At 65.7% G+C, this 13061-nt stretch carries 11 protein-coding genes; 5 read left to right on the plus strand and 6 right to left on the minus strand.

Annotated elements, in window-relative coordinates; all coding sequences use genetic code 11:
- Window positions 1-18 precede the first annotated feature (18 nt).
- Entirely contained in the window at window positions 19-1560 is a 1542-nt protein-coding gene (locus V7778_RS12610) for a hypothetical protein (RefSeq protein ID WP_335555685.1), read from the minus strand.
- Between the two features lie 551 nt (window positions 1561-2111).
- On the opposite strand from V7778_RS12610, the gene V7778_RS12615 reads away from it, so the two are divergent.
- Entirely contained in the window at window positions 2112-3407 is a 1296-nt protein-coding gene (locus tag V7778_RS12615; protein WP_442920722.1) for an MFS transporter, read from the plus strand.
- A 19-nt stretch (window positions 3408-3426) separates the two neighbouring features.
- Here V7778_RS12615 and V7778_RS12620 read toward each other — a convergent pair whose 3' ends face one another.
- Complete coding sequence (locus V7778_RS12620) at window positions 3427-3687, minus strand: hypothetical protein (RefSeq protein ID WP_335555689.1); 261 nt, start codon at window positions 3685-3687, stop codon at window positions 3427-3429.
- Window positions 3688-3833: 146 nt separating this feature from the next.
- Here V7778_RS12620 and V7778_RS12625 point away from each other — a divergent pair, with 146 nt between their 5' ends.
- Together V7778_RS12625 and V7778_RS12630 are read left to right on the plus strand one after the other, a co-directional pair.
- Entirely contained in the window at window positions 3834-4259 is a 426-nt protein-coding gene (locus tag V7778_RS12625) for a DoxX family protein (protein WP_335555691.1), read from the plus strand.
- Between the two features lie 162 nt (window positions 4260-4421).
- Window positions 4422-6065, plus strand: a complete 1644-nt coding sequence (locus V7778_RS12630; RefSeq protein WP_335555693.1) for a sensor domain-containing diguanylate cyclase — start codon at window positions 4422-4424, stop codon at window positions 6063-6065.
- A gap of 22 nt (window positions 6066-6087) precedes the next feature.
- Here the strand turns inward: V7778_RS12630 and V7778_RS12635 are convergent, their stop codons facing one another.
- Window positions 6088-6741, minus strand: a complete 654-nt coding sequence (locus V7778_RS12635; protein WP_335555695.1) for a trimeric intracellular cation channel family protein — start codon at window positions 6739-6741, stop codon at window positions 6088-6090.
- Between the two features lie 207 nt (window positions 6742-6948).
- Here V7778_RS12635 and V7778_RS12640 point away from each other — a divergent pair, with 207 nt between their 5' ends.
- Entirely contained in the window at window positions 6949-9138 is a 2190-nt protein-coding gene (locus V7778_RS12640) for a glycoside hydrolase family 3 C-terminal domain-containing protein (protein ID WP_335555697.1), read from the plus strand.
- Window positions 9139-9146: 8 nt separating this feature from the next.
- Here the strand turns inward: V7778_RS12640 and V7778_RS12645 are convergent, their stop codons facing one another.
- Window positions 9147-10175, minus strand: coding sequence for a sugar kinase (locus V7778_RS12645; RefSeq protein ID WP_335555699.1), 1029 nt, complete (start codon window positions 10173-10175; stop codon window positions 9147-9149).
- A 172-nt stretch (window positions 10176-10347) separates the two neighbouring features.
- The gene (locus V7778_RS12650) at window positions 10348-11451 is read right to left on the minus strand and encodes an alpha/beta hydrolase (protein WP_335555701.1); all 1104 of its coding nucleotides are present in this window, start codon (window positions 11449-11451) and stop codon (window positions 10348-10350) included.
- Window positions 11452-11612: 161 nt separating this feature from the next.
- On the opposite strand from V7778_RS12650, the gene V7778_RS12655 reads away from it, so the two are divergent.
- Window positions 11613-11978 (plus strand): DUF2784 domain-containing protein, encoded by a 366-nt coding sequence (locus V7778_RS12655; RefSeq protein WP_335555703.1) that lies wholly within the window; start codon window positions 11613-11615, stop codon window positions 11976-11978.
- Here V7778_RS12655 and V7778_RS12660 read toward each other — a convergent pair.
- A complete protein-coding gene (locus V7778_RS12660; RefSeq protein ID WP_335555705.1) occupies window positions 11862-12938 on the minus strand; it encodes an MBL fold metallo-hydrolase in 1077 nt (358 codons plus the stop codon). The genes V7778_RS12655 and V7778_RS12660 overlap by 117 nt on opposite strands.
- Between the last annotated feature and the right edge of the window lie 123 nt (window positions 12939-13061).

Genomic DNA, 13061 nt, shown 5'->3' on the forward strand with positions numbered 1-13061 from the left:
ACAAGATATCTGTTAGGCTTATATTTTCCCGCTTCGCTCGATTCTGGCAGCAAAGCCGATCTGCTTCATCTCCGCGATTTCACGAGTTACTAATAGTCCATTTGCATTAATCCAAGTGGCAAAAATCAGGTTCTTCCGTACCGCGTGCTTTGCTGGCGTTGGAGTGGCGAATTCTTCGATTAATCCCGATTGGGCGCTTATTCGAAATTCTCCCGAGGGGACTTCTTTAAGTGTCAACGGCGTTCCATCCTTCAGGAGAATTGCAGAATTCGGTCTCAACAGGCCATAAATTCGGATTTCTCTGCCATGCCGATTCGTTCCTCCTCCTCCGAAAGCTGCGACATACTTTGCGAGCGGCTGGCTATTTTTCTGTATTAATTCTTTAAACAACTCATCGATCATTATCGACGACAAGATAGAGACATTCACGTTGGTCGAGCGCGACGCCCGTTCACCGACTTTTATCCTTGCTTCGACCGCTTGTTCCGTATCCGAATCCTCGGCATTCAGGGTTACGCCTGCATTCAATGCTTTAATCAGTAGCGGAATTGAGTAATCCAAAACCATTTTTCGCGTGGCGGCGGATTTCTCTTCTTCCAGCCAGAACAGGCTCTCGCCTGACGTGTTAGGAAATACAGCTGCCATTTCCACGCACCTGAGCAGGTCGATGCTGTCGCTCCTTTTCAGTAAGTCGGTAAGGATAAAATTGGTGACGGTCCCATGTGTAGGCCTGATGGCGGCAAGTGCGGAGATGGCGTTGAACTGGATTTCCGATTCATCGGTTCCTTCGATGAATTTCAGGAGTGCCGGGGCCGCGGCAGCGTATTTTGATTTTCCAATACGTGCCAACGCGGCAGTCTTGAGACGTTCGGACACCGGTTTCGAGATCAGCTCACTGGCTGCAGCGTCGATAGAGTCGGAGTTTTCAAACTTGGAAATGATGGCATGTCTCTTCTCTTCCGCATGCGCCGCCCATCCATAGGCTGAACTGGAATCGGCTCGAACGATCTCGGCAAGTGAGCTCGCTACGGAGTTCCTTTGCTCGTTTCCAAGTACTAGCTTGTCGAGAATATCAATGACATCTTCGAATACCGCGTTTTCTGTGGTGTTTGATTTAGCTACCTTCAACAATCTTTCAATTTCTCCCGGTGTGACGCCTTCCCGGGAGTTCATGCGGAAACGACGCTCGAGTGAGTCTTCCGGGAGGCCGAGTCGATGAACCTCCATATAAAGCGCGTTGACCACCGCGCGATCCAATAGTTGCTCCACTGTCCGATTGATTGGAGATGCGTCATCGTCGATCTTGTACTTCTTTCCGATTTCCTCTTGGAAGAATTCTTCGACATTTGTTCGGATATCGCTCCATGCCTTGATTCCAAAAAGGGTAAAGATAACTGCAAGCGACGCCAGCGCCCATTTTGTGACAGTGAACAGAAGATTGGCGCGCTCGAGCAAATCCTTCTTTTCTTTCTCAAAATTTTCGCGAAGTTCCCTTTGTAGCTCGCGCCTTACCAGATCATCTCCTTCCGAAATTTTAGAAATTATCTCGGTGTCATCCATGATTATCCTCCTCGCGGGCCCTATACAATGGATTGCGTGATCTTTTGCTTGCCACGCTCTCATGATATGGGGAATGCTGCCGTTGCGCTCACTCCGTGTCAAAGAAACGACACATTGCGCTTGAGGAGATGAGTATTACACATTGGTGTCTGGAAAATTTCATTGCGCCAAGCTCCGTTTGAATAACATTCTGCAAGTGCGCAACTCCTTTCTAAGGTAGGCGGCTTTCCCAGTTAATTTATAGGTCAGTATCGACGCGGTTGGATTCGCGAGTTGTCATATGTCAGGAAGAAGGGACTTGATTGAATAGGGGTAATTCAGCCTTTTTTAATCACAAGAACCTATTCGTTTTATTGTTCCCACAGCACTCCAGCCGGCTGCAGAACGGGTGAGAGAACCACCAATATGCAATCGTAGGGCATCGCTGCGACTGTACAACTCAAAAACAATTGTGCTTGTAGACTTGTGAAATCGCGAAAGATAGCTGACCCATCTCGGCACCTGAGTCTGATAGAAAGCAGAGGAAAACAATGGCTAGCGCCCAAGTTCAAATGGAAGAAGCCATCCGCCTGGCCGGCGTGGGCAAGTTCCAGTACCGCCTGTTCGTGATCTTCGGGCTGGTCTGGATGGCGGACGCCATGCAGGTGCTGTCGATCGGCTTTTGCGCGCCCTCGATCGCCAGGACTTTTAACCTGGCGTTGCCCCAGGCGCTCCAGACCGGCACCGTGTTTTTTATCGGCATGCTGCTTGGCGCCTTCGGCTTTGGCCGCCTGGCGGACCGGATCGGGCGCCGGCCGGTACTGATGGCGGCCGTGGTGGTCGACGCCTGCTTCGGCGTCGCCTCGGCCTTCGCGCAGGACTTCAGCTGGCTGCTGGCGCTGCGCTTCCTGACCGGCGTCGGCGTGGGCGGCACCTTGCCGGTCGATTACACGATGATGGCCGAATTCCTGCCCAGCGACCGGCGCGGACGCTGGCTGGTGCTGCTCGAATCCTTCTGGGCGGTCGGCACCATCCTGCTGGCGGTGCTGGCCCTGGCCGCCGTGGAATGGGGCGACGACGCCTGGCGCGTGATCCTGTTCGTCACCGGCTTGCCGGCCCTGATCGGCGTGGTGCTGCGCTTCTACGTGCCCGAGTCGCCGCTCTACCTGCACCGGCGCGGCAAGTCGGAAGCGGCGCGCGCCGTGCTGCAGCGGGTCGCCGCGGCCAATGGCCGCCAGCTGGCGATTCCGCCGCTGCACCCCGAGGCGCCGGTGCGCCAGGGCCTGGCGGCGCTGTTCTCGCCCGCGCTGCGGCGCCGCAGCCTGTCGCTGTTCCTGGCCTGGGGACTGATCTCGATTTCCTATTATGGTGTGTTCGTCTACCTGCCGGTAAAATTCGGCGCCGAGGGCTTCGGCTTCATGCGCGGGCAGGCATTCCTGATCCTGCTGGCGCTGGTCCAGCTGCCGGGTTTTGCGCTCTCGGCCTATGGCGTGGAGCGCTGGGGACGCAAGCCTACCCTGGTCGGCTTCCTGCTGCTGAGCGCGGCGGGCTGCATGCTCTATAGCGGCGGCAGCACGGCGCCGCTGGTGGTGGGCTCGACGCTCTTGATGAGTTTTGCGCTGCTGGGAACCTGGGGCGCGCTGTACGCCTTCACGCCGGAGGTGTATCCGACCGCCCTGCGCGCCAGCGGCATGGGCGTGGCAGGGGCCGTGGCGCGCTTCGGCGGCCTGTTCGCGCCGGCCATCGTGGCGCCGGTGATGGCGACCCATTTCACGCTGGCGCTGGCGATGCTGGCCGGATTCCTGCTTGCCGGCGCCCTGGCGATCGCCAATGTGGGGGTGGAGTCGCGCAACCGCGCCCTGGAGTGAGCCCGCAGCAGGCGGACGATCAGCGCAGCCAGGTCCGCAGCACCTCGGCGCTCTTGTCCCTGCCGGACTTGAGGCGGCGCTCGGCATGCGCCGAGCACTGTTCCAGGCTGCCGCTGCCTTGCTCCGCGGCCTTGGCGGCCAGCGCCTTGGCCGCGACCCCGAAGGCCATGATCGCTTCATCCCAGCTGAGGCCGGACGCGAGCGCGTGCCCGACCACGTGGGCGGCGAGGGCGCCGAGCTTGTCGATGCGTGGATCGGTCGTGCTTCCTAGTTTCAACATGCTTCCTCCTGGTGCGGCGCTGCTTCCATGGACCATGTTTGTAGTACGGCCGGCCGGCGCGTTCCGTTCGCCAGCCGGCACAGGCGCCGCCGCGAATGCCTGTAAGATACTGGACAGTGAACGACAGGCTTGCGTAAGGAGGAGGTATGGCGGAAGCGAAAGGGAAGGGAAACGCACGCGAGGACGCGGGCAAGCTGGTGCTGCGGGTGGCGCTGGGACTGCTGATCCTGCTGCACGGAGTCGCCAAGCTGCGCGGCGGCGTCGGATTCATTTCGGGCATGCTGGGCCAGCATGGCTTGCCGGGCGTATTGGCCTATGGTGTCTACGTCGGCGAGGTGCTGGCCCCGCTGCTGATCATCGCCGGCGTGTGGACCAGGCTGGCGTCAGCCGTGGTGGCGGTCAACATGGTGGTGGCGCTGGCCCTGGTCCACATGGGCGAGCTGTGGACCCTGTCCAAGACCGGCGGCTGGGCCCTGGAACTCCAGGGGATGTTCCTGGCGGCCAGCGTGGCGGTGGCCCTGCTGGGCGCAGGACGCTACAGTGTCGGCGGGGCGCGCGGGCGCTTCAACTAGACTGCGGGGGCCATGCACGGTCGCCGCCGATCGGGGTATTCACCCCGCATCGTTGCAATAAGGTAAAATATATTTCGTAAATAAAATAAAGCAGTGATGCTTTCCCTGTTCCGCAGGCCGCGCTCCGCTGCCTGCGTGCCGGACAGTCTTCCCCAAGCCAGATTGAATATCCTCTCCACACTCGCCACCCTGCGCGGCCGCCTGACCTTCATCCTCATCATGCTGGTGCTGTCGGCATGTGCGCTGGTGGCCGGCATCGCCTTGTCGGTGGTGGAGCAGGAAGGGCGCGCCAACATCGGCGCCCAGCAATTCTCGCTGCTGTCCGCGGCTGCCGAGCACCTGGCCGCCGACATCGACAACAAGCAGATCCTGCTGCGCATGGTGGCCGAGAACATGGCCGGCGCCGACAAGCTGGACGGCGCCCGGATGCAAGCCATGCTGGAGCGCCACGACGCCCTGCGCACGGAATTCGACAGCGTCATCGTGCTCGACCGCACCGGCCGGATGAGCGCCGGGGTGCTGAAGAAGGGAACGCTGTCCTTTGGCGGCCAGCGATTCGATGACCGGCACTATTTCAAGGCCACGCTGGCGCAGCGCAAGAGCATCGTTTCCGAGCCCGTCATCAGCAAGGTATCGGGAAAGCCGCTGATCCTGATCACCGCGCCGGTGCTGGGCGCCGGCGGCGAGGTGCTGTACATCCTGGGCGGCAGCATCCGCCTCGACGACTCCAGCTTCTTCGCCAAGATCCGCACCCTGAATCCGGGCGAGAGCGGCTACCTGTTCGCACTGACCCCGGACGGGATGATCCTGCACCATCCCAACACCGCGCGCCTGCTGCGCAATGTCCGCAGCGAGGCCGGCGCGCCCGTGCCCTCCACGCTCAAGGCCCTGGGCGGCTGGGAAGGCTGGACCCTGGGCAGCTCGAAGAACGGCACCCGCGCCGTCCTGACCTATAAACGCATGCGCGGCACCGGCTGGATCCTGGGTTCGGTCTATCCGTCGGCAGAAGCCTTCCGCGGCATTCACATCGCGCGCGAGACCGCCTGGGTCGACGCCGCCGTGGTGGCGCTGCTGGTTGGCCTGGCCGGCTGGTACCTGCTGCGCCTGGTGCTCAATCCGCTGCACCTGCTGCGCCAGGCCGTGGAAGAGGTGGAGCTGGGCCAGCGCGACATCGACGCTTTCGATCTCAAGCGCAGCGACGAAATCGGCGCGCTGTCGCGCGCCTTCCATTCGCTCTCGCTCAAGCGCCGCGCCGCCGAGGCCCAGCTGGCGCGCATGGCGCTGACCGACGCCCTGACCGGCCTGCGCAACCGGCGCAGCCTGGACGAAGCGCTGGGCGCCGCCTACGAGCGGGTCAAGCGCACCCGCGGGACCCTGTCGGTGGCCTTCCTCGACATCGACCATTTCAAGCGCATCAACGACACCTGGGGCCACGAGGCCGGCGACCTGGTACTGCAGGAATTCGCGCGCAGGCTGCTGAAGGCGGTGCGCGCCACCGACGCCGTGTTCCGGCTGGCGGGCGACGAATTCGTGATCATCTTCGAGTTCGCGGACCCGGCCCATGGCCTGGACGTGGCGGCCGCCAAGGTGGTCCAGGCGATGCAGGCGCCCTTCGAGATCGGCGGGCAGACCCTGTCCGCGACGACCTCGATGGGCGTGGCGGCCGCCCATTGGAGCGAAGCCGATCCCAAGGGGATCATGCTCGCCGCCGACGAGGCCTTGTACGAGGCCAAGCGGGCCGGCCGGAACCGCTACCACCTGGCCGGCGTGCATTACCCCGCCGCCGTTCCAGCCGCGGGGCGCTGATGCCCAAGGCCGGGTCCAGGTCTCAGCGTTCCTGGTTGCCGGCGCCGTCGTTGGCGTCCTGGGCATCCGGCGTGCGCGCGGTCGGCAGGTGCCAGCCATAGCGGATCGCCGCCAGGCGCAAGCCGAAGCACAGCGCCGCCCCGGCGCAGGCGGCCGGGGTGGTGGGCAGCTGGAGCGCGTCGCCGATCACCACGACGCTGGCGCCGGCAAGGGCGGCCACGGCATAGATATCGGAGCGGAACACGGCGGGCACGTTCGACAGCAGCACGTCGCGCGCGACGCCGCCGCCAATGCCGGTCAACATGCCGAGCAGCGCCGCCATCACCGGCTCGAGGCCGAACACCAGCGCCTTCTGGGCGCCGGCGACGCAGAACAGCGCCAGCCCGGCGGCATCGAACAGCGAGACCGCATTGCGCATGCGGTTGATGACCGGGTACCAGAAGAAGATCATGAGCCCGGCCAGCATCGACACCGCCAGGTAGCGCCAGTCGCTGATCGCCGCCGGCGGCGTGGCCCCGATCAGGACGTCGCGCACGATGCCGCCCGAGTTTGCCGCCACGAAGGACAACACCAGCACGCCGAAGATGTCGAGCCGGCGCCGCGCGCCGGCGGTGGCGCCGCTGAGGGCGAAGACGAAGGTGCCGACCAGGTCGAGAGTGAGGACGAGGGTTTTCATGGCGGCGCCCATGTCGAGCGAGAGAACAGCAAACACTGGAATACCTTGGTGGATGGATGGTGGAAGGCCGCGGGCCAGCGGGGATAGTACCGCGTCCTGCGCCGGGGACGAAAAATGTTATTGGAATGTTAGTCTCATCCATGTGAAGTTAACGCTATCATCTGCGGGCTGCCGGCCTTCGGCCGTCGCACCATGGAGGAGACCAGTATGTACAAGAGAAAAATAGCGAACCATGCGGTGCTGGGCTGGGGACTAGGCCTGGCGCTGCTCGGCGGGACGGCGGCCGCGGCCCCGTATCCCTTCCAGGATCCGGCGCAGCCGGCCGAGGCGCGCATCGCCAATATGCTGTCACTGATGACGGCGGACGAGAAGATCGAGGCGCTGTCGACCGATTCGGGCGTGCCGCGCCTGGGCATTCCGAACTTCGGCAGCACCGAGGGCATCCACGGCATCGTGCGCCGCGGCGACGCCAAGAAAGGCCGCCAGGCCATCGCCACGACCCAGTTCCCCCAGCCGCCCGGCATGGGCGCCAGCTGGAACCCGGAGCTGGTGCGCCAGGCCGCCCAGGTGCAGTCGGTCGAAGCGCGCTACATCACCCAGAGCGCGGCCTACGGCCAGCCGATGCTGATGCAGTGGGGGCCGCAAGCCGACCTGGCGCGCGATCCGCGCTGGGGCCGCGGCGAAGAGGTGTACAGCGAAGACCCCTACCTGGCGGGCAGCATGGCGGTCGCCTTCACCCGCGGCCTGCAGGGCGAGCATCCGCGCTACTGGCGCGGGGCGGCCCTGCTCAAGCACTTCCTGGCCAACAGCAACGAGAACGGGCGCGCGAATTCGTCCTCGGACTTCGACGAGCGCCTGTTCTGGGAATACTATGCCGTCCCCTTCCGCATGAGTTTCGAGGAAGCGGGCGCGCGCGGCGTCATGGCGGCCTACAATGCCTGGAACGGCACGCCGATGCACCTGCACCCGGTGCTCAGGGACACGGTGATCGGCAAGTGGGGCGTGGACGTGGTGTCGAGCGACGGCGGGGCGGTCGGCAACCTGGTCAAGTGGTACAAGATCTTCCCGGGCCAGAAGGAAGCCGCGGTGGCGGTCCTGAAGAGCGGCATCAACCAGTACCTGGACACCTACAAGGACGAACTGCGCGCCGCGCTCAAGGATGGGACGATCGCCGAGTCCGAGCTCGACGAGGCGCTGGCGCGCAAGTTCCGCGTCACGATCCGCCTCGGCCTGGTCGATCCGCTTGAGGACAATCCCTATGCCGCGATCAAGGACGGTCCGGAACCCTGGCTGGGCGAGGAGCACCAGGCTGTGTCGCTGCGCATGGCGCTGGAATCCATCGTCCTGATGAAGAACGCGCAGCGCGCCTTGCCGCTGCCGAAAGGGCGCATCAAGCGCATCGCCGTGATCGGGCCGCATGCCGACAGCGTGCATTGGGACTGGTATGGCGGCGTCCCGCCGCGCAAGGTGACGGCGCTGGACGGCATCAAGGCCGCCCTCGGGGCGGGCGTGACGGTGAACTACGCCGCCGACAACACGGGCGGGGCGGCGGTCAAGGCCGCGCGCGCGTCGGACGTAGCCGTGGTTTTCGTCGGCAACGACCCGACCTGCGGCCCGAACATGGCGACCGACTGGACCGACAACGGCACCAAGCCCTGCGCCGATCCGGGCGACGGCCGTGAAGGGCGCGACCGCGAAACCCTGGCGCTGGCCCAGGAAGAACTGGTGAAGCAGGTGCTGGCCGCGAACCCGCGCACCGTGATGGTCCTGATGTCGAGCTTCCCCTACACGATCAACTGGTCGAAGCAGCACGTGCCGGCGATCCTGCAGATGGCGCATTCGTCGCAGGACCAGGGCACGGCGCTGGCCAAGGTGCTGTTCGGCGACTACAACCCGGGCGGCAAGCTGGTCGCCACCTGGCCGGCATCCATGTCGCAGCTGCCGCCGATGATGGACTACGACATCCGCAAGGGCCGCACCTACCTGTACGCCAGGGACAAGCCGCTGTTCGCCTTCGGCCATGGCCTGAGTTACACCAGCTTCAAATACACGAAGCTGCGCCTGGAAGCGGACAGCGTGAAGCCGGACGGCGCGGTTGGCGTGGATGTGGAAGTGGCCAACACGGGCAAGCTGGCGGGCGACAGCGTGGTGCAGCTGTATGCCGCGTGGCCGGAGTCGGCGGTGACACGACCGCGGCGGGCACTGGTCGGCTTCCAGCGCGTCAGTCTGCAGCCGGGGGAGAAACGCACCGTGCGTATTCCCCTGGAGGCGAAGCGCCTGGCCCACTGGAACGCACAGCGCAAGGCGCTCGAGGTCGAACCCGGCCCGGTCAAGCTCATGGTGGGCGAAGCCTCCGACGCGATCCGCCTCAGCACCGCGGTCGAGGTGCGTCCTTAGGCATCGGCCTAGCGGCGCACCGACAGCGCGCCGGCGGCGACCATCGCGATCTGCTCGCGCGATGCCAGGTTGAAGTCGCCGGCGATCGAATGCTTGGTCACCGCGGCCGCCAGGCCGAAACCGGCGATGGCGTCCAGGCCGTCGCCGCGCAGCAGGCCGTCGAGGATGCCCGCCGCGAAGGCATCGCCGGTGCCGATGCGGTCGACGATCTCGTGCAACTGGTAGGGGCCGGCCTCGGCGGCGTGGTTGGAAGGGTCGCGCGCGCGAAGGCAGGCACGCAATTCGTGCTGCTGCACCGTCAGTTCGCGGCGCCGGGTGAAGGCGATGTGGCCGAGCTGGGGAAAGGCGGCAAAGGCGGCGCCTACCGCCTCGTCTTCGCGCTCGGCTTGCGCGAGTTCCGGCCGGCCCAGCAGCAGGGCGAAGTCGCGGCCGTTGGCGAAGGCGAGGTCGGCCTGCGCCATCAAGGCGCGCAGGGTGCCGGCGCCGTCCTCGCCGCGCGCGGCCCACAGCGAAGCGCGGTAATTGCCGTCGAAGGACACGCGCACGCCCAGGGTACGCGCGGTGCGCATCGCCTCCGACACCGCCTGCGCCGCGGCCGCGCCGACGGCGGGCGAGATGCCGGACACGTGCAGCCAGCTTGCGCCCGCCAGCAGCGCCTTCCAGTCGTAGCTGCCCGGATCGGCGCAGGCGAAGCTCGATCCGGCGCGGTCGTAGACGATCTCGGAGGGACGCAGCACCGCGCCCGGCGTCAGGAAGTACAGGCCCATGCGGCCGGTTTCACGCCGCACGCCGCCCACGTCGACGCCGTGCATGCGCAGCGCGTCGACGGCGATCTGTCCAGGCGCGCTGTCCGGAAGCGTCGTCACCATCGCCGTGGCGTGGCCGAGACGCGCGAGCGAGACGGCGACGTTCGCTTCGGCGCCGCCCGTGCACAGGTCGAGGGTGGAGGCTTGCGCCAGCAGGCGTCCCGCGGGGGGCGACAGGCGCAGCAGCATTTCGCCGAAGCAGACGACGCGGCCGGGTAGGGGGGCGGACATGGATCTTCCAGTGGATGCGGTGCCCGCCAGTATAGTCGAGGGCGGCCTGCGCCGGCTCCTCCCATCCGGCATACTTGGCGGTCGGCCACGACCGGCGTTATTGGCGGGCTCAAATCTCGCTGTTACGAGCGAAACGTCGTCCCGGCGCAGGCCGGGACCCAAGTTCCCAAGCTCAGCGCGCGAGCGTATCAGCACCCAGCCACGCAAAAATCCGCGGCCAGATCCGCGCATGCGCATTCGCGCCCACCAGTACCCCCACGTGCTGCAGGTTGACCCCCACGTCCCCCTCATAGTGCAGCATCAGCTTGTGCTCGCTGCCGGCCGCCGCGTGGAAAGGCGCCATGGCCTCCAGCGGAATCAGCTTGCTGCGCGGGTCGGCCACGCAGGCCAGCGGCGCGCGCAGGTCGCCCGGGCCGACGCGCCGGCCGCCGATCTCGAGCCTGCCCTGCATGAGGGCGTCATGGCGGTAGATTTCTTCGACGATGTCCGTGAACAGCCGCCCCGGCAGCGCGAACTCGTCGTGGGTCCAGCGTTCCACCCGCATGTGGTTGGCCAGCGCGGCGGGATTCGCCAGCGACAGGAAACGGTCCATGATGCGCTCGTACTGGAAGGCCTGCGGCTCGGCCATGGCGCTCATCATGTTGAGGAAGACGCCCGGCACCTGGCCGAAGGTATCGGCGATCTGGCCGGCGTGCGGCGTGGCGCGCACCAGCGGATGGAAGCAGCAGGACTTGGCCTCGACGTGCAGCGGCGACTCCAGTAGAACGGTGGCGCTCAGTTGTTCGGGATGCAGGCCGCTGTAGATGGCGGCCAGAATGCCGCCCAGCGAGTGCCCCGCGATCGCCATGCGTTGCTCGCCGCTGTCGGCGGCGATGTGCGCGCGGCACACGCCCAGCAGGCGGTCGCCGTAGTCGTCGAGTCCGAAGTGGCCGTGCTCGTCTGCCAGGGGCAGCCATTGCGCCAGGTAGACCCGGTAGCCGTGCTCCAGCCACCGGCGCACCACGCTGACCTGGGGCGCCAGGTCCCAGATGTAGGAGCGCTTGATGGGCGCCGGCACCAGCAGCACCGCCGGTCCTTCCTCGCGCTCGCCGTAGCGCAGCAGCCTGAGCCCGGGCTCGCTGTGGAGGATGACGGAAGGCGTTTCCTGCGGCCCGTAGCCGGCGCGGTCCAGCATCTTGCCGCGCGCCTGGCGCGTGCGGTCCATCTGCTTCAGGGCCTGGGCCCCGAGCAGGTTCAGGGCGTTCCAGTTGCTGGTAGTCCACTCGTTCATGTGCATGGCGGCCTCGTCGGGTTCAGAACCACATGACTGTACGCGAACCGGTCAGCGCTTGCCAGCGGGCGTCAATCGAACGGCGCCGGGCCTTGCGCTGCGCCAAACGGGCAAGCCGCGCGGGAAAGCGCTAGCATGGGAAGCACCGGGTACCAATCACCTCCGCCATGCTCCACCGTATCCTGGCCGACGCAGTCCTGTTGCTGCATGTCGGCTTCATCCTCTTTGTCGTGTTCGGCGCCTTGCTGGTGGCGCGCCGCCGCGGCCTGATGCCGGCCCACCTGCTGGCGGCGGTATGGGGCTTCGGCATCGAGGCGACCGGCGCGGTCTGCCCGCTCACCTACCTGGAAATCGCGCTGCGCCGCCTGGCCGGCGAGGCCGGCTACAGCGGCGGCTTCATCGAGCACTACCTGCTGTCACTGATCTACCCGGCCGGGCTCGGACGCGGCACGCAATATGTCCTCGCAGCGGCGGTGCTCGGCATCAATATCGGGCTGTATGCCTGGATCCTGCGGCGGCGCCGGGCTCGCTGAGCGCGCGGGCAGGCGCACGGCCTGGGCTATCGGCATCATCCTGAGCGCGACGCCGGGCGTGGCGGCTGCCTGGCGCTGCAGCTCGTCCAGGGCGGCGCCGACTCGGTCGATCGGCCAGCGGAAGGGCCGCGGCGGCCGATCGAGCGGGCGCGTGAAATTGTCCCAATGGATAGGAATGACCAGGAAGGCCCCCCTGTCCTTGACCGCCTCCCGCCAGAATTCCCCGATCTCCCCGGGATGGCGCTTGCCAAGTTGCGCGATGCTGAGGAAGACGATGTCGGCCCGCACATCCATGAACATGCCCGCTTCGGTGGCGGCGCTGGGAACGACCAGGATGGCGCCCAGCGGATGGCGCAACAGGAAGGAAAAATTCTCGCCGAGCTGGTAGCGGTAGATGCGCGAGCGCGGCGCGAAGTGGGATTCGACCTGGCCGTCGAGCAAGGTGGCGATGTGCGGCGTGGCGAGGATCCTGATGTCGAACTTGCCGACCCGGATCCAGTCCCCGCCCTTGACCTGGCACACCCGCTCCGGGGCCGGGCGGGCCCCTTGCGCGATCGCCGCGGTCGAGGCCGAGCCGACCAGCACGGCGCCGGTCTCGGACGCCACGAAGGGCGCGTCCAGGGCGTGGTCGTAATGGGAGTGCGCCACCAGCAGCGCGTCGATCTTGCGCAGGCCGTGCGCGTGCAAGGTATTCCTGACCAGTTCCTCGTCGGTCGCCAGGGGCAGCAGCGCGGCCGGCAGCCAGTGCGGGCGCGACAGGAAGCCGTCGATCAAGATCGTGGTCTCGCCGTCGCTGAAGCGCAAGGTGCTGACGCCGAACCACTGCGCAGTGATGCCCGGCGCGGTGGGCGCCGCCGGGCCTTGCTCGAGCGGCGGCACCGGGGAATTCCAATCATCCCGCATGAGACCGCAGCCGGCGAGGCACAGGGCGGCGAAGGACAGCATCAAGGACCTGGACATTCCTACCGGCATGGCGGGCTCTCCGTCAAGCGCGGCCGGCGCGGGGGCGCCGGTCCTGGGACAGCCTCCGGAATCATGGGAACTGCCGGCAACCATACTGCGCCGGTATGGATTCCAACGCAA

It is taken from the genome of Massilia sp. DD77 (assembly GCF_036961685.1).
Classification (GTDB): Bacteria; Pseudomonadota; Gammaproteobacteria; order Burkholderiales; family Burkholderiaceae_D; genus Telluria.

What these genes read in the sequence shown, in the direction of transcription:
- V7778_RS12610 (WP_335555685.1), bottom strand. Translation starts at nt 1,560, where the DNA reads ATGGATGACACCGAGATAATTTCTAAAATTTCGGAAGGAGATGATCTG.
- V7778_RS12615 (WP_442920722.1), top strand. Translation starts at nt 2,112, where the DNA reads ATGGAAGAAGCCATCCGCCTGGCCGGCGTGGGCAAGTTCCAGTACCGC.
- V7778_RS12620 (WP_335555689.1), bottom strand. Translation starts at nt 3,687, where the DNA reads ATGTTGAAACTAGGAAGCACGACCGATCCACGCATCGACAAGCTCGGC.
- V7778_RS12625 (WP_335555691.1), top strand. Translation starts at nt 3,834, where the DNA reads ATGGCGGAAGCGAAAGGGAAGGGAAACGCACGCGAGGACGCGGGCAAG.
- V7778_RS12635 (WP_335555695.1), bottom strand. Translation starts at nt 6,741, where the DNA reads ATGAAAACCCTCGTCCTCACTCTCGACCTGGTCGGCACCTTCGTCTTC.
- V7778_RS12640 (WP_335555697.1), top strand. Translation starts at nt 6,949, where the DNA reads ATGTACAAGAGAAAAATAGCGAACCATGCGGTGCTGGGCTGGGGACTA.
- V7778_RS12645 (WP_335555699.1), bottom strand. Translation starts at nt 10,175, where the DNA reads ATGTCCGCCCCCCTACCCGGCCGCGTCGTCTGCTTCGGCGAAATGCTG.
- V7778_RS12650 (WP_335555701.1), bottom strand. Translation starts at nt 11,451, where the DNA reads ATGCACATGAACGAGTGGACTACCAGCAACTGGAACGCCCTGAACCTG.
- V7778_RS12655 (WP_335555703.1), top strand. Translation starts at nt 11,613, where the DNA reads ATGCTCCACCGTATCCTGGCCGACGCAGTCCTGTTGCTGCATGTCGGC.
- V7778_RS12660 (WP_335555705.1), bottom strand. Translation starts at nt 12,938, where the DNA reads ATGTCCAGGTCCTTGATGCTGTCCTTCGCCGCCCTGTGCCTCGCCGGC.